Annotated in this window: 13 protein-coding genes; 5 read left to right on the top strand and 8 right to left on the bottom strand. The window is 71.2% G+C overall.

All coding sequences use genetic code 11. The features are described 5' to 3' along the window. Positions 1-159: 159 nt before the first annotated feature. The 6 genes from ABZ794_RS18790 to ABZ794_RS18765 all read right to left on the bottom strand — a co-directional run bounded on the left by ABZ794_RS18790 (position 160) and on the right by ABZ794_RS18765 (position 4559). Positions 160-1125 carry a pyridoxal-phosphate dependent enzyme gene (locus tag ABZ794_RS18790; protein ID WP_210780955.1) on the bottom strand — a complete coding sequence of 322 codons (966 nt, stop codon included), beginning with the start codon at positions 1123-1125 and terminating at the stop codon, positions 160-162. Between the two features lie 11 nt (positions 1126-1136). Beyond that, positions 1137-1508, bottom strand: a complete 372-nt coding sequence (locus ABZ794_RS18785; RefSeq protein WP_210780954.1) for a MoaD family protein — start codon at positions 1506-1508, stop codon at positions 1137-1139. Between the two features lie 65 nt (positions 1509-1573). Then, entirely contained in the window at positions 1574-2062 is a 489-nt protein-coding gene (locus ABZ794_RS18780) for a M67 family metallopeptidase (RefSeq protein WP_210780953.1), read from the bottom strand. A gap of 52 nt (positions 2063-2114) precedes the next feature. Then, on the bottom strand, positions 2115-2615 hold the full coding sequence (locus ABZ794_RS18775) for a DUF2017 domain-containing protein (RefSeq protein ID WP_210780952.1): 501 nt from the start codon (positions 2613-2615) through the stop codon (positions 2115-2117). Next, positions 2612-2902: an ATP-dependent Clp protease adapter ClpS gene (gene clpS / locus ABZ794_RS18770; protein WP_088946433.1), complete on the bottom strand. Its 291-nt coding sequence runs from the start codon at positions 2900-2902 to the stop codon at positions 2612-2614. The genes ABZ794_RS18775 and clpS overlap by 4 nt, the downstream gene beginning before the upstream one ends. Before the next feature lie 148 nt (positions 2903-3050). Then, a complete protein-coding gene (locus ABZ794_RS18765; protein ID WP_357516643.1) occupies positions 3051-4559 on the bottom strand; it encodes a hypothetical protein in 1509 nt (502 codons plus the stop codon). 236 nt (positions 4560-4795) lie between these two features. Here ABZ794_RS18765 and ABZ794_RS18760 point away from each other — a divergent pair, with 236 nt between their 5' ends. Genes ABZ794_RS18760 through ABZ794_RS18745 form a run of 4 tightly spaced genes read left to right on the top strand, consistent with a single transcriptional unit; the run spans position 4796 to position 10696 of the window. Further along, positions 4796-7474 carry a LuxR C-terminal-related transcriptional regulator gene (locus tag ABZ794_RS18760; protein ID WP_357516641.1) on the top strand — a complete coding sequence of 893 codons (2679 nt, stop codon included), beginning with the start codon at positions 4796-4798 and terminating at the stop codon, positions 7472-7474. A 16-nt stretch (positions 7475-7490) separates the two neighbouring features. After that, positions 7491-8777 (top strand): nicotinate phosphoribosyltransferase, encoded by a 1287-nt coding sequence (locus ABZ794_RS18755; protein ID WP_210780949.1) that lies wholly within the window; start codon positions 7491-7493, stop codon positions 8775-8777. A 49-nt stretch (positions 8778-8826) separates the two neighbouring features. Next, on the top strand, positions 8827-9408 hold the full coding sequence (locus tag ABZ794_RS18750; protein ID WP_112672439.1) for an isochorismatase family protein: 582 nt from the start codon (positions 8827-8829) through the stop codon (positions 9406-9408). A gap of 40 nt (positions 9409-9448) precedes the next feature. Next, positions 9449-10696, top strand: a complete 1248-nt coding sequence (locus ABZ794_RS18745) for an MFS transporter (RefSeq protein ID WP_238691175.1) — start codon at positions 9449-9451, stop codon at positions 10694-10696. Between the two features lie 421 nt (positions 10697-11117). Here the strand turns inward: ABZ794_RS18745 and ctaD are convergent, their stop codons facing one another. Together ctaD and ABZ794_RS18735 are read right to left on the bottom strand one after the other, a co-directional pair. Further along, positions 11118-12878 carry a cytochrome c oxidase subunit I gene (gene ctaD, locus ABZ794_RS18740; RefSeq protein WP_210780947.1) on the bottom strand — a complete coding sequence of 587 codons (1761 nt, stop codon included), beginning with the start codon at positions 12876-12878 and terminating at the stop codon, positions 11118-11120. 130 nt (positions 12879-13008) lie between these two features. After that, positions 13009-14115: an FAD-dependent monooxygenase gene (locus tag ABZ794_RS18735; RefSeq protein ID WP_210780946.1), complete on the bottom strand. Its 1107-nt coding sequence runs from the start codon at positions 14113-14115 to the stop codon at positions 13009-13011. 299 nt (positions 14116-14414) lie between these two features. Between ABZ794_RS18735 and ABZ794_RS18730 the strand changes: the two genes are divergently transcribed. Beyond that, positions 14415-15536, top strand: coding sequence for a cellulose binding domain-containing protein (locus tag ABZ794_RS18730; protein ID WP_238691174.1), 1122 nt, complete (start codon positions 14415-14417; stop codon positions 15534-15536). Positions 15537-15652 lie beyond the last annotated feature (116 nt).

The raw sequence follows: 15652 nt of genomic DNA, 5'->3' as shown, positions 1-15652 counted from the left end.
CCGACGCGTACGCCACGCTGCGCAGCCTACGCTGGCGCACCCGGCAGCAAGAATCATCCAACGGAAGTTGTCACGAACGTGACACCCGCTCGCGGTACGTCGGGACGGGTACGGGCCGCCGACGAATGTCGACGGCCCGTAGTCGGCAGACCAGATCGGTCAGGCCCAGAGCTGCCCCTCCAGGGCGTCCTCGGCATCGGCGAGTGTGCCGCCGTACGCGCCGGTGGACAGGTACTTCCACCCGCCGTCACAGACCACGAAGGCCACATCGGCCCGCCGGCCGTCGCGCACCGCCTCGTGCGCCACCGCCAGCGCGGCGTGCAGGATCGCACCGGTGGAGAACCCGGCGAAGATGCCCTCCACCTCCACGAGCTGGCGGGTGCGCAGCACCGCGTCCCGGGTGCCGACCGAGAACCGCCGGGAGAGCACCGAGGCGTCGTAGAGCTCCGGAACGTACCCCTCGTCGATGTTGCGCAGGCCGTAGACCAACTCGCCGTAGCGCGGCTCGGCGGCCACGATCTGAATGCCCTCGACCTTTTCCCGCAGGTAACGCCCGGTGCCCATCAGGGTGCCGGTGGTGCCCAGCCCGGCCACGAAGTCGGTGATGCTGGGCAGGTCGTGCAGCAGCTCCGGCCCGGTCGTCTCGTAGTGCGCCCGCGCGTTCGCCTCGTTGCCGTACTGGTAGAGCATCACCCAGTCGGGGTGCTCGACGGCGATCTGCTTCGCCGTGGCGACCGCCTGGTTGGAACCACCCGCCGCCGGCGAGAAGATGATCTCGGCCCCGTACATCCGGAGCAGCTGCACCCGCTCGGTGGAGACGTTCTCCGGCATCACACAGACCAACCGGTAGCCGCGCAGCTTCGCCACCATGGCCAACGAGATGCCGGTGTTGCCGCTCGTCGGCTCGAGGATGGTGTCACCCGCGCGGAGCCGGCCAGCCTCCTCCGCCGCCCGGACCATGAACAGCGCCGCGCGGTCCTTGATGCTGCCGGTGGGGTTACGGTCCTCCAGCTTGGCCCAGAGCCGCACCGGAGGGGCCCCCTCGGGCACCGTCGGAGAGAGTCGGGGCAGGCCGACCAGCGGCGTACCCCCGCAGGCGTCGAGCAGGCTGTCGTACCGCGCCATGGCGGCCGACCTCAGCGAGCCGCGACGGCGTCGCGGGCCAGCGCGGCGGCGGCACCCTGCGAGCTGATGCTGTGCGAGCTGATCGCCGCCGCGGCGGCGAAGCCGAACGCGCCGCCCGCCACCGCCGGCAGAATGGTGACGCTGTCGCCGTCGGAGAGCTTCGCGTCGAGCGCGCCGAGGAAGCGGACGTCCTCGTCGTTCACGTAGACGTTGACGAAGCGGTGCAGCGTGCCCGCGTCGGTGATCAGCCGGCCGCGCAGACCGCCGTGCCGGGAGTCCAGGTCGTTGAGCAGGTCGGCGAGCGTGTCGCCGGTGCCGTCGACGACCTTGGCGCCGCCGGTGTAGCTGCGCAGGATGGTGGGGATGCGAACCTCAATAGCCATGATGGGGAACTCCTCGATCGGGTGTGCCTACGGTGACGGGACGAGACGGCTGCGGCGCTGACAGGTCAGCGGCCGGAACACTCGTAATCGACCGTCGCCGGGCTCTGCCCGAACATGTAGGACTGGACGGCGTGCGGGTCGACACCGGCCTCCACGACACGGACCGGCTCCTCGGTGACCACGCCGTCGACGATCCGGAACGACCGGATCTCCTCCGAGTCGGTCTCGCGGGTCGAGACGAGCAGGTAGTGCGCCCCCGGCTCACCGGCGAAGGAGACATCCGTCCGCGACGGGTACGCCTCGGTCGCGGTGTGCGAGTGGTAGATGACGACTGGCTCCTCGTCCCGGTCGTCCATCTCCCGCCACACGCGCAGGTGCTCCATCGAGTCGAACTCGTAGAAGGTCATCGACCGCGCGGCATTGTCCATCGGGATGTGCCGGGTCGGGGTGTCGCTGCCGACGGGACCGGCGACCACGCCGCACGCCTCGTCAGGGTGATCCCGGCGCGCGTGGGCGACGATCGCGTCAATGATCGACCGGTCGATGCTCAGCACGTGCACCAGCCTAACGCCTGCCGGGCACGGGCCGAAGTGGTGCCGGTCACCCCTAGTCGATCAAGGCGTTGAGCAGCGACTCCTGTAGATACCCGAGATAGGCGTAGACCGAAAGCTGGAACACCCGGCTGGAACCCGGGTCCTCAGCGACCGCGTCGTCCAACTCCTCGCCCAGATCCGTGCCGTCCTTGATCTCCAGGCGGACGCCCATCGCGAGCCGGGCGTCGTTCAGTGCCCGCAACCACGCCTCGGCGGCTTCGGCGTCCAGCCGCACCTCGCCACCGGCCTCGTCCGGCAACGCGGCCAGGATCGCCCCCGCCTGATCGATCTTCGCGGTCTTCAGGTCGCCCTCGGTATAGCGGCGAAACTCGGCGGTGCCCGGAGCGTCCTGTGGGTAGACCGCCGGAAAGAGCCGACCGACCACCGGGTCGGTGTGGTCGAAGCCGTCGGTGAGCAGACCCACCACCTCGGAGGCGACCTTGCGCAGCACCCGCACCTCGTCGACGGCGAAGACGGCGACGTAGTGACCGGCCTGGCGATGGAACATGCTCATGACCTGTCCACCGTCGCCCACAGCCCGTACGCGTGCAACTGCGACGCGTCGTGCTCCATCCGTTCGCGGGCACCGGTGGAGACCACGGCGCGACCCTTGTGGTGCACGTCCAGCATCAGCTGCTCGGCCCTCTCCCGGCTGTAGCCGAAAAGCTTCTGGAAGACCCAGGTCACGTACGTCATCAGATTGACCGGGTCGTCCCACACGATCGTCACCCACTGCCGGTCGGACGCCGGCACCTCGTCAGTGTCCGGCGTCTCGACCGGTGCAACCTGCGGAGCCGCCATGCCCCCCATCGTGCCACCGGTTTCCCGGAACCGAGGAACCGGAACGCCGGCCCGGCGCGGATCACCCACCCCGGGCCCTCCCGACCCGCCTCGGACGCCATCGGAGGCGGGGTCCGGCCCGGACCCGGACCGACCGGTGGGCGCGCCGTCAGGCGAGCAGAATGCCGTGATCGACTGCATCGGAGAGCACCACGCCCAGCGAGAGGCGGATCACCTCGAACCGTCGGGAGATCTCCCTGGACAACCCCAACTCGACCTCGCGCACCGCCCGTTGGGACCAGGCCCGCGCCGCGCTGTGGTCGTCCTTGCCGGGCGTACGCCACTGCTGCCAGCACCCGCCGGAGAGCGCCACCGCGATCGGCGGGAGCACCTCGTCCCGGGACGCCGCCGGATAGCTGGCGGCCGCGTCGATCGCCTCCAGGCCGGTCAACTCGGCCACGCCGGCCGTGCTGGTGATCAACAGCACCTTGTCCAGTTCGTGGCCGGGCCGGTGATCGGCCAGGCCGTACTGCACGGCGGCGGCGATCCGACGTCGCACGCCTTCGGACGGCGGCGCGCCGAGCACCCGGGACGCAGCGTCGATCACGATGCCGCGCACCGCCTGGTCGCACTGCGCGGTGGCCAACAGCGACAACGCCGCCATCTCCCGGTCGAGGAGATCCGGTAGGCCGGCACAGCCGACGCCGAACACGATCTCCTGAACGGCCCGAAGGTGGATGTTCGCCAACTCCAGGGCGAGGTGCTGGCGGATCCGCTGGGCGCACGAGCGGGCCTGGCGGTCGAGCCGCTCGGACCAGTCACCCGGATCGGCGGCCACGGCGACGCGGCCCTGCTGGCCCGGCAGGACCGGTGGGTCGACACTGGCCCGCTGCAACCCCTCACGCGACGCCCAACCCACCAGCGCCCGCCGCAGGTCGGCGGCGGTGTCGGCACCGTCGACCGGAAACCACCGCGCACCGGCCAGCGCCGGCACCGCGGCCAGGAGCGCCGCCCGATGTGCCTCCACCGTCACCGCGACCGCATCCACCTCGGTCTCCGCACCACCGACCGGCGGGACGGACGCCCCCGCGCCCTCCGTAGTCGCCGTGCCGTCGGACAGCGGAGCCCACCCCGCCGCGCCGGGGGTGACCGCGAAGACGACCTCCACCGAGGTCGGGGCGACTTCGGCGAGCAGGTTCAACTCGGCGGCGGTGAAGGCCTGGTCGGCGGCGATCACGAAGAGCAGCGCGCCGGCTCGGCCCGCCGCCTCGAGCAGCACCCGGGTGCCGGACACGCCGAGGGTGGCGGTGTCCGGAACGTCGACCAGGGTGAAGTGCCGCAGCAGCGGCTGGGGCACGCTCAGCTCGACACGCCGGGGCGGGCGGGCCAACGCCGGACCGGCGGCGTCCCGGTCCGCGCCGTACGAGTGCGGCTGGCGGTAACCGGGAACGAACGCCGCACGGGTAGGCACCTTGGCGTCGCGCACCACCAGCCAGCTGCCCGCCGGCACGGTCAGCATCACCGGGTCGAGCCCGAGCAGGGTGGCGAGCACGGCACGCCGCTCGGCACCGGCCGGGCCGACGGCGACCACACCGAGCGGCTCGTCCGGGGCGGCGCCGGACACGCCGACCCGGGTGGGAAGAGGGCCGCAGGTGGGTAGGTCGGCTGGGCCGGTCATGTCGTCCGGCGAATCGACCGAGGGGAGAGGGCCCTGCATCATCAGGTGCCTCCCGTTGCAGGTGACCGGGGATCCGGTCGCGAAAATTCCGGTACGTCAACCCGGATGTCGGAAGACTACGGGCGGGCTGGCAACCGGGCGGAACACCTCGAATACTCACCGGTAATTGTGCGATTACTCAACTTCGCACGGTGACGGTACGGGCGCGGACGGATTCCGATCGATATGCTGCGCGAATGAGTCGATGGGAGTTCGTCGGCCGCACGGTTGAGCTCAACCGCCTGCTGGAGGCGGTGACCGGTGAGGCCGGCCGAGGGCTCTTCTTCAGCGGCAGCGCTGGCATCGGCAAGAGTCGCCTACTGCGCGAGGGCGTGGGCGCGTTGCCCACCGACCGGTTCGCGATCTGGTCCATCGCCGCCAGCGCCACCACCGCGGCGCTGCCGTTCGGTGGGCTGGTCCAGGTCCTCCCCGCCGAGCAACCCCAGGGCCTCTCCCCCGCCGGCATCCTGCGCTGGGCGCTCAACGTGCTGCAACAGCAGGCGGCCGGCCGGCGGATCGTGCTCGCCATCGACGATGCCCACCTGCTCGATCCCCCCTCGGCCGCACTTGTGCATCTGGTCGCCCGCGCCGAGAACGCCACAGTGGTCGGCACCCTGCGCGACGGCGAGCAGATCCCGCTGCCGATCCGCGCACTCTGGACCGACGACCTGGTCGAGCACGTCGAGCTGGCCCCGATGCCGCAGGAGGAGACCACCGACCTGCTGGCGGCGATGCTGGGCGGCCCGGTCGACGCCGGCTCCGCCGACCGGCTCGGCCAGCTGTCGGCCGGCAACCCCCTGCTGCTGCGCGAGCTGGTGCACGCCGCCAACGGCAGCGCCGAGCTGAAGCGCACGTACGGGATCTGGAAGTGGACCGGGCGACTGGAACTGGCGCCCAGCCTGACCGACCTCATCGACACCCGGGTCGGCAAGCTCACCGACGGCGTCCGCGCGGTCGTCGAGCTGGTCGCGTTCGGCGAACCACTGGGCCTGCACCTCCTCAGACAGGCCGCCGAGCAGTCGGACGTGGAGACCGCCGAGGAACGCGGGCTGATCACCGTCGATCAGCACGACCGGCGCACCAACGTCCGGCTGGCGCACCCGCTCTACGGCGAGGTGATGCGCCGTCGCTGCCCGGTCAGCCGCACCCGCCGACTTCAGGCACACCTCGCCGAGCTGCTCGAGCAGGTCGGCAAACGCCGACGCGACGACCTGTTGCGGGTGGCCGTCTGGCGACTCGACTCGGGCACGGCACAGGATCCGGCTCTGCTGCTGGACGCCGCGGTGCAGGCGTTCACCCGCTACGACGTGCCGCTGGCGACCCGCCTGGCGCGGGCCGCGCTGCACGCCGACGGCGGCTACGACGCGGCTGAGCTGCTGGCCACCATCCTGATGTTCGCCGACCGCCCCGACGAGGCGATCGACGTCCTCGACGCGGTCACCCCCGAGCCCGGCGACGAGCGGCGGCTCTGCCGCTGGCTGACCGTACGTGGCATGGTCAGCTACTGGGGACTGAGCCGGGAGTCCACGGTGGAGGAGATCGCCAGCCGGGTCGAGCAGCTCAGCGATTCCGCCGACCGGTCCCGGGTGCACGCGTTCGAGGCGATCATGCGTCTGCACCGACTGGACACGGCCACCGCGGTACAGCTCAGCCGACGAGTACTGGACCGGCCGGCGGCCGGCGTCGCCGCCCGCGAGCTGGCCCGTTCCACCATCGCGTACGTCCAGGCCGCGCAGGGCGAGCTGACCCGCAGCGGTACGGCGATCGCCCAGGTGCACTCGGCCGCGGCGAGCTGGCGCACCGACATGCCGTACCTCCAGTTGGCCCTGGAGCTGGCCCGAGGCACCCGGCTCATGCTCACCGGCGACCTCGCCGGGATCGACTCGATAGTGGCCGACGAGTTCGCCGATCTCGCCGGAGCCGGCGACTTCCGCCTCGGCACCGGCTACCTGGCCATCCTCCAGGCGTACGCGGCTCGGCTGCGCGGGCAGAGCGACGCGGCCATGCGGACCTCCCTGGGTGCCTGCGCGGTGCTGGCCACGAGTCGGGTCTACGCCGGTCTGGCCCAGGCCGAACGCGCCCAGGCGGCGGCGCTGCGTGGTGACGCCGTGCAGGCGGTTGCGGCGATGGCCGAAGCCGACCGCACCCACGCGCCGGGCATGTCGGTGCTCTACCCGTGGCTGGAGCAGGCCCGGGGCGCGTCGCTCGCCGCCTCGGGCGACCTGCCGGGCGCTGTCAAACACCTCGGTGACCTGGTGGATCGGCTGCGCTCGGACGGCTTCGCCGGGCACGAGGTGCACGTCCTGCACGACCTCGTCCGACTCGACCAGGCAGGAATGGCGGTCGGCCCCACCTGCTCCGACGGTGGTCGGCGCACCGTCGCGCAGCGCCTCGCCGAGCTCTCCGAGCGGGTCGACGGGGTGCTCCCGCCGCTGCTGGCGCGGCACGCCCGCGCCGCGGTGACCGACTCTCCCACCGATCTGCTCGCGGTCGCCGACGACTATGCCGCCCTGGAGTTGACCGTGTACGCCGCCGAGGCCACCTCCCAGGCCGTCCAGCGGTTGCGCCGGCAGCACTCGGTTGCCGCCAACGACGCCCGGGAGCGCCTCGCCGGGTTGCTCGGGCGCTGTGACCTGATCCGGACGCCGGCGCTCCAGGCCGGCGCGCCAGTGCTCACCGAACGGGAGTGGCAGGTGGCGCGACTCGCTGCGCACGGCGCTCCCAGCCGGGCCATCGCCGAACGGCTCTACCTCTCGGCGCGCACCGTGGAGAACCACCTCCAGCGGATCTACGCCAAGCTCGGCGTCACCGGCCGGGCCGAGCTGTGGGCGGCGTTGCGCTCGATCCCGGGCCACGACGGCGGCGACCCGAGCTGAACCTTAGGCTGGGGCGGTGAGCATCCACCGCCCCGCGCTCCTGACCGACCACTACGAGCTGACAATGGTCAGCGCGGCACTGAAGGACGGCACCGCCGACCGCCGGTGTGTCTTCGAGGTGTTCAGCCGCAGGCTGCCCAGCGGGCGCCGGTACGGCGTGGTCGCCGGGACGGCCCGACTGATCGAGCTGATCCGCGACTTCCGGTTCGACCCCACCGAGGTGGAGTTCCTGTTGCGGACCGGGGTGGTCGACGAGACGGCGGCGGCGTGGCTCACCGACTACCGCTTCACCGGCGACATCGACGGGTACGCCGAGGGTGAGCTGTTCTTCCCCGGTTCACCGATCCTCACCGTCTCCGGCGGCTTCGCCGAGTGTGTGGTGCTGGAGACGCTGGCGCTGTCAGTGCTCAACCACGACTGCGCGGTGGCCGCCGCGGCGGCCCGGATGGTGACAGCGGCGCGGGGCCGGACGCTGATCGAGATGGGGTCGCGTCGGGCACACGAGGAGGCGGCGGTGGCCGCGGCGCGGGCCGCGTACCTGGCCGGGTTCCGGTTCACGTCGAACCTCGCCGCCGGCGCGCGCTACGGCATCCCGACGGCGGGCACGGCGGCGCACGCGTTCACCCTGCTGCACGACGACGAGCGGGCGGCGTTCGCCTCGCAGGTCGCCACGCTGGGCAAGGACACCACGCTGCTGGTCGACACATACGACATCAGCCAGGGCATCCGCAACGCCATCGCGGTGGCCGGGCCGGACCTGCGGGCGGTACGGATCGACTCCGGCGACCTCGCGGTGATCGCTCAGCAGTCCCGGGAGTTGCTCGACTCGCTGGGCGCCACCGAGACCAAGATCATAGTCTCCGGTGACCTGGACGAGTACGCGATCGCCTCGCTGGCCGCCGAACCGGTGGACATGTACGGCGCCGGCACGGCAGTGGTCACCGGCTCCGGGGCACCGACCGCCGGGCTGGTCTACAAACTGGTCGAGGTCGAGGGACGGCCGGTGGTGAAACGCTCCGAGCACAAGGCCACCATCGGCGGCCGGAAGGTCGCGGTCCGCCGGCACAAGCCGACCGGCACCGCCACCGAGGAGGTCATCGTCCCGCAGGGCGTTCCCGACCGGCAGCCCAACGACCGCGTCCTCCAGCAGTCGTACGTGGTCGCCGGTGAGTCGGTGTCGCTGCCCACCCTCGACGAGTCACGGGAACACCTGCGGGAGTGCCTGATCTCCATCCCGTGGGAGGGACTGAAGCTCTCGGCCGGCGACCCGGCCGTGCCGGTCACCGTCGTACCCGCTGGCTGAGTCATCCCCGAGCGCCACCGACCGACGTGCGGAGAGAGGAAACCCCCCGATGGCCAACGCGCTGATCATCGTGGACGTGCAGAACGACTTCTGCGAGGGCGGCTCGCTTGCCGTCGCCGGCGGCGCAGGGGTGGCCGCCGGCATCTCCCGGTTACTGGCCGCCGAGCCGGACCGGTGGACGCACGTGGTCGCCACGAAGGACTACCACGTCGACCCGGGTGCCCACTTCGGCGATCCGCCGGACTTCGTGGAGTCCTGGCCCCGGCACTGCGTGGTCGGCACCACCGGTTCGGAGTTCCACCCGGAACTGGACACCGCCCGGGTCGAGGCGATCTTCCACAAGGGCGAGCACGCGGCCGCGTACTCCGGTTTCGAGGGCCATGCCGACGACGGCGAGTGCCTGGCCGACTGGCTGCGTCGGCGCGACGTGGACCGGGTCGACGTGGTCGGTATCGCCACTGACCACTGCGTCCGGGCGACCGCGCTGGACGCCGCCCGGGAGGGTTTCGCCACCACCGTGCTGCTGGAGCTGACCGCCGCCGTCGCCCCGGCAACCACCGACGTGGCCCTGCGCGCGATGGAGGGCGCCGGGGTGATCATGCACGGCCAGCCTGTGATCAGGGCCGCATGAGGCGCTAATTGGTTGGCCAAGGGGCCGCCACCGGTCGAAGATGTCGCCGGAGGTACGGACCCACGTGAACATGAAGCCTTACCGGCGGGCGCTCGCCCTGCCCGGTCTGCGGTCGCTGCTACTGGTTGCCGTCCTCGCCCGCATCCCGCTCACCGCGACCGGGGTGACGTTGACCTTCCACGTGGTGCTCGATCTTGATCGGGGCTACGGGGCGGCCGGCCTGGTGGGTGCGGCGGTCACAGTGGGCGCGGCGATCGGCGGGCCGTTGCTCGGTCGACTCGTGGACCGGCGTGGACTGCGCCCGGTCCTGGTGCTCACCGCCATCGCCGAGGCGATCTTCTGGTCCACAGCGCCGACGCTGGCGTACCCCGTGCTCCTGCCGGCCGCCTTCGTGGCCGGCTCCCTGGCCCTGCCCATCTTCTCCGTGGTCCGTCAGTCGATCGCCGCACTGGTCCCCGAGGACCAACGCCGACCGGCCTACGCACTGGACTCGATGTCGGTGGAGCTGTCCTTCATGATCGGCCCGGCGTTGGCGGTGGCCCTGGTCACCGCGATCTCCGCGCAGACCACCATGTACCTGGTCGGTGGCGGCATCGTCGCCGCCGGGATCGCCCTGTGGGTGGTCGACCCACCGATCCGGGAGGCCACCGAGCCCACCGGCCCACAACGCCGGGTGCCGCGCCGGGAGTGGCTGACCCCCCGACTGCTCGCCGTCCTGGCGCTCAGCGCGGCGGCGACCCTGGTGCTCGGGGGCACCGACGTGGCGGTGGTCGCCGTCCTGCGGGCCAGCGGCGAGGTCGGCTGGACCGGCGTGGTCCTGGCCATCTGGGCGGTCGCCTCGCTGGCCGGCGGTTTCGCCTACGGGGCCGTACACCGCTCGTTCTCCCCGCTGACGCTGACCGCCGCACTGGCAGTGTGCACCATTCCGGTGGGGTTGGGCGGTGCGCACTGGTGGCTGCTGTGCCTGGCGCTGATCCCCGCCGGAGCGCTCTGCGCGCCGACCATCGCGGCCGGCTCGGACGCGGTCAGCCGCCTGGTTCCGGCCGAGGTACGCGGTGAGGCGATGGGTCTGCACGGCTCCGCGGTCACCGTCGGCATCGCGGTCGGCGCGCCGCTCGCCGGCGCGGTGATCGACGCCAGCGCGCCACTCTGGGGCTTCGTGGTGACCGGTGCGCTCGGCGCGCTGGTCACAGTGGTGGTGCTCCCGATCGAGCTGCGCCGCCGCCGCATCGCCGATGCGGCCACCCCGCCGCCCGTCGAGGCCGACCTGACCCCCACCGCCCGCTGACGGCCCCACCGTCGCAGCAGGCTGTCCTCCGCCTGGTCCGGCTGGGCCTGCTTTGGCCCGCCTGGCTTACGGAGCCGGCGTCGCTCCTGCGGGGCGCATCTCCGGGTGGCGGTAGTGCCGACGAGCGATATACCTGTGAGGCATAAATATGACTCACAGGTATATGCGTTGTGAGCATGTGTGCCGGCTGGCGGCGGTCGAGGTGGTCGAGGTGATCGCCGACCGGCGCCTGTCGCGGTGGTTCCAGCAGCCGGACAGGCGGACCAGGCCGGGCCCGCGTGGTGGATGGCAGCTGCCGGTGAACGGGATGGAACTGCGGGAACGAGGCCAGACGCGAGAGTGACAGCGGGCTGGACATGGCGACGGGCGCCGCTCCCGGTGTCCCGGGGGCGGCGCCCGTCGTACTGCTGAGCTTTGCGCGTCAGTGCCGGTCGACGTCGCTCGCGGTGTCCTCGCGGTAGCTGGCTCCGCCGTCCGACTCGCTGGTGAGGGGCTTGGCGCCACCCTCCGGCGGGCCGGCCAGGCTCTGGCCGCCGGCCGCCAACTCCGGGAACTTCGCGTCGAACGCCGGCCGCTCGGAACGGATCCGCGGCATCCGGTCGAAGTTGCGCAGCGGCGGCGGGCTGCTGGTCGCCCACTCCAGCGAGTTGCCGTGACCCCAGGGGTCGTTCACCTCGACCACCGGGCCGGTCTTGTACGACTTCCAGCAGTTGTAGATGAACGGCAGCGTGGAGATACCGGTGATGAACGCACCGATCGTGGAGATCGTGTTCAGCGTGGTGAAGCCGTCGCTGGGCAGGTAGTCGGCGTACCGACGGGGCATGCCCTCGTTGCCGAGCCAGTGCTGCACCAGGAACGTGGTGTGGAAGCCGATCATGGTGAGCCAGAAGTGCACCTTGCCCAGGCGCTCGTCGAGCATCCGGCCGAACATCTTCGGGAACCAGAAGTAGATGCCCGCGAAGACGGCGAACACGATGGTCCCGAAGAGCACGTAGTGGAAGTGCGCCACCACGAAGTACGAGTCCGACACGTGGAAGTCGATCGGCGGGCTGGCCAGCAGCACACCGGTGAGACCACCGAAGAGGAAGGTGACCAGGAAGCCGACCGCCCAGAGCATGGGCGTCTCGAAGCTGATCTGGCCCCGCCACATGGTGCCGATCCAGTTGAAGAACTTCATACCGGTCGGCACGGCGATCAGGTAGCTCAGGAAGCTGAAGAACGGCAGCAGCACCTGACCGGTGGCGAACATGTGGTGCGCCCAGACGCTCATGGAGAGCGCGGCGATCGCGACGGTCGCGGCGACCAGACCCTTGTAGCCGAAGATCGGCTTGCGGGAGAAGACCGGGATGACCTCGCTGATGATGCCGAAGAACGGCAACGCCACGATGTAGACCTCGGGGTGCCCGAAGAACCAGAACAGGTGCTGCCAGAGCATCGGCCCACCGGTTGCCGGGTCGTACACGTGCGCGCCGAGGATGCGGTCCGCGGCGAGCGCGAAGAGCGCGGCGGCCAGCAGCGGGAAGACCAGGATCACCAGGAGGCTGGTGACCAGGATGTTCCACGTGAAGATCGGCATCCGGAACATGGTCATGCCGGGCGCGCGCAGGGTCAGCACCGTGGTGATCATGTTCACGGCGCCGAGGATGGTGCCCAGGCCGGAGATGGCCAGACCCATGATCCACATGTTGGCGCCGACGCCCGGCGAGTGCTCGACGCTGCTCAGCGGCGCGTACGCGAACCAGCCGAAGTCAGCGGCGCCACCCGGGGTGATGAATCCGGCGGTCGCCATCGTCCCGCCGAACAGGTACAGCCAGTAGGCGAAGCTGTTCAGCCGGGGGAAGGAGACGTCGGGCGCGCCGATCTGGATCGGCACGATGTAGTTCGCGAACGCGAACACGATCGGCGTCGCGAAGAACAGCAACATGATCGTGCCGTGCATCGTGAAGAGCTGGTTGTACTGCTCGGGCGACAGGAACTGCAGCCCGGGTCGGGCCAGCTCAGCACGCATGACCAGAGCCATCAGGCCACCGATCATGAAGAACACGAACGCGGTGATCATGTACATGATCCCGATTTGCTTCGCGTCCGTGGTTCGCAGCAGCCGCGCGATGGCCGACCCCTTGACCGGCTCCCGGACCGGCCAGGGCCGGGTCACGACCGGCTTGGGTGCGACGGTGGTCACGAGTGGCCTCCGGTTCTCGGTTGTCCCGCTCGGCACACGCTGGTTATCGGCGGGCCGTCATCCGCAAGGAGGATAGTCCCCGGCAGGTCGCAGCGCCGCGTGGGGTGGCGTGACACGATCTACTACGGGCCTACAGCGGGCCGAGCAGGAGCCGGTAGTGCTCCCCGAAGATCCGGTCGCCGCGTCCGCGCAGCAGCGGGTCGCGCAGCGCCGGCGGGACGTCCCTGGTGCGGTTGCGGTCCCGGGTCCGGTCCCGCACCCATCGGGTACGCGGACGGCGACGACTTTCGTACGCCACGAGCGCCGCTTCCACGCTGTTGGCGGCCCGCAGCGACTCGGCTAGCACCACGGCGTCCTCCAGGGCCATGGCCGCACCCTGCGACAGCGTCGGCGCGGTGGCGTGCGCCGCGTCGCCGACCAGCAGGACCCGCCCCCGGTGCCAGCGACCCAACTCCACCTCGTCGGTGATCCCGACGTGCACCTCGTCGAGGGCCGCCAGCACCTCGGGTACCGGGCCGCGGTAGTCGGCGAAGAGGTCCCGCAGCCGGGTCAGCGGGTCGGCGGGTTCCTCGGTGCCGGCCTCGTCGGCGTAGAGGTGCAGCCGCCCGGCACCGATCGGCACCATCAGGAACCCGGAGCGCTGGCCGAGCAGTGCGGTCCACTCGGTGACCGGTGGGCCGTCGCGCAGGACGGCCCGGTAGACCACCTGCCCGACCGGGCGCGGCGGCCCACCGAGCGCGGCCAGCGCACGGACCGAGGAACGTGGCCCGTCGGCGCCGATGACCAGGTCGTACTCCGTGGTGGTGCCGTCGGTGAAGGTGACGCCGACAGCGCCCGGGAGCAGGTCCAGGGTGCGGACCTCGGCGCCGTGCCGGACGGCGCCGCCGGCACCGCTGAGCAGCACCCGGTACAGGTCGGCCCGGGGCAGCGCCCGGCACTCGCCGACGCCGGCCCAGAGTGCGTCGAGGTCGACCTCGCAGAGTTGCGCGCCCGCGGCGTCGAAGAACCGCTGCCGGCGGATCACCTGACCGATCGGCCGGACCGGGTCGTGCAGGTCGAGCCGGTGTAGCGCGCGGGCGGCGTTGCCGGGCAGGTAGAGACCGGTCTCGGTGGACTCCCCCGGCGGCAGCTTGTCGGTGACGTCGGGCCGGAAGCCAGCCAGGCGCAGTGCCCTGGCGACGGCCAGGCCGGCGATGCCCGCGCCGACGACGAGGATGCGCAGGGGGGAGCCACCCATGGTGGTGTACGCCTCCGGAGGGGGAGCGGCACGCGTTGGAGGCAACACGCTACTCGGAGCGATCGGCGCACACCAGGCCCAATCGGCCCGTACCCCGCCGCTCGTCGGTGGCCCGCGCCGCTTGGCTGGCCGTGCGTGGCCAGCCGTCCGGCGGGGCATGGCAATCCTCACAATTCACCAGTTCGACGCGGACGGTTGCGCAGCAGTTTCAGACATGTAAATGTGTCGTTGAGCGTGGGAGCGCTCCCGCACTGCCCCACCACATCCGGCGCCCGGCACGCGCCGAGTCGAGGAGTGTCATGAAACGTCAACTTCGGGCCCTGGCCGCCGCCGGGTTGCTGGTCGCCAGTTCGCTGGTGGCAGTAGCCCTCGGCGGCAGCGCCTCCGCCGACACCCAGATCTGCGAACAGTACGGCTCGACAGTCATCCAGGGCCGCTACGTGGTGCAGAACAACCGCTGGGGCACCACCGCCCAGCAGTGCATCAACGCCACCAACAACGGCTTCGAGATCATTACTCAGAACGGCAGCAGCCCCACCAACGGGGCGCCCACCGCGTACCCCTCGGTGTTCCTCGGTTGTCACTACACCAACTGCTCCCCCGGCACGAACCTGCCGATCCAGGTCAGTCAGATCAGCAGCGCCACCAGCAGCATCTCCTACCGCTACGTCAGCGGCGCCACCTACAACGCGTCGTACGACATCTGGCTGGACCCGTCGCCGAAGCGGGACGGGGTGAACCAGATGGAGATCATGATCTGGCTCAACCGGCAGGGTCCGATCCAGCCCATCGGCTCGGTCGTCGGCACCACGAACCTGGCCGGCCGCACCTGGGAGGTCTGGCGGGGCAGCAACGGCTCCAACAACGTCATCTCCTACGTGGCGTCGTCGGCGATCTCCAGCCTGAACTTCAGCGTGCTGGACTTCATCAACGACACCCGCAACCGGGGCGCGATCACCAACTCCTGGTACCTGACCAGCATCCAGGCCGGCTTCGAGCCGTGGCAGGGCGGCGTCGGCCTCGCGGTGACCTCGTTCTCGGCCAACGTCAACGGGGGCGGCCAGCCGCCTACCAACCCGACGACCCCGCCGCCGAGCGGTGGCGCGAGCTGCGCGGTGAAGTACACGGCGAACTCGTGGAACAACGGCTTCACGGCCGACGTGCAGATCACCAACACCGGGTCCAGCGCGATCAACGGTTGGACGCTCACCTACGGCCTGCCCGGCGGGCAGCAGGTCACCAACGCCTGGAACGCCACGGTGAGCCAGAGCGGGTCGACGGTGACCGCCCGGAACGTCGGTCACAACGGGTCGGTCGCACCCGGGGGCACGGCCAGCTTCGGCTACCAGGGGACGCTGAGCGGCTCGTACTCGTCGCCGACCAGCTTCTCGCTCAACGGGGCAACCTGCTCCCGCTCGTGAACTGACGGTGGGGGCGCGCCCCACCCGGCGCCCCCCCACCGCGCACCGGGCCGGGGGCCGACCCCCGGGGGGCGTTCCGCGGCGGCGCAGACCCGGCCGGCCGGGGTGGTCCCCCC

The sequence above is a fragment of the Micromonospora sp. NPDC047187 genome (assembly GCF_040643355.1).
Taxonomy (GTDB): Bacteria; Actinomycetota; Actinomycetes; order Mycobacteriales; family Micromonosporaceae; genus Micromonospora; species Micromonospora salmantinae.
This window is presented reverse-complemented; position numbering and strand designations above follow the sequence as displayed.

Bases quoted from the DNA above. Each gene is read 5' to 3' on its own strand.
- ABZ794_RS18790 (WP_210780955.1), bottom strand. From the start codon at position 1,125: ATGGCGCGGTACGACAGCCTGCTCGACGCCTGCGGGGGTACGCCGCTG.
- ABZ794_RS18785 (WP_210780954.1), bottom strand. From the start codon at position 1,508: ATGGCTATTGAGGTTCGCATCCCCACCATCCTGCGCAGCTACACCGGC.
- ABZ794_RS18775 (WP_210780952.1), bottom strand. From the start codon at position 2,615: ATGAGCATGTTCCATCGCCAGGCCGGTCACTACGTCGCCGTCTTCGCC.
- clpS (WP_088946433.1), bottom strand. From the start codon at position 2,902: ATGGCGGCTCCGCAGGTTGCACCGGTCGAGACGCCGGACACTGACGAG.
- ABZ794_RS18765 (WP_357516643.1), bottom strand. From the start codon at position 4,559: ATGACCGGCCCAGCCGACCTACCCACCTGCGGCCCTCTTCCCACCCGG.
- ABZ794_RS18760 (WP_357516641.1), top strand. From the start codon at position 4,796: ATGAGTCGATGGGAGTTCGTCGGCCGCACGGTTGAGCTCAACCGCCTG.
- ABZ794_RS18750 (WP_112672439.1), top strand. From the start codon at position 8,827: ATGGCCAACGCGCTGATCATCGTGGACGTGCAGAACGACTTCTGCGAG.
- ABZ794_RS18745 (WP_238691175.1), top strand. From the start codon at position 9,449: ATGTCGCCGGAGGTACGGACCCACGTGAACATGAAGCCTTACCGGCGG.
- ABZ794_RS18735 (WP_210780946.1), bottom strand. From the start codon at position 14,115: ATGGGTGGCTCCCCCCTGCGCATCCTCGTCGTCGGCGCGGGCATCGCC.
- ABZ794_RS18730 (WP_238691174.1), top strand. From the start codon at position 14,415: ATGAAACGTCAACTTCGGGCCCTGGCCGCCGCCGGGTTGCTGGTCGCC.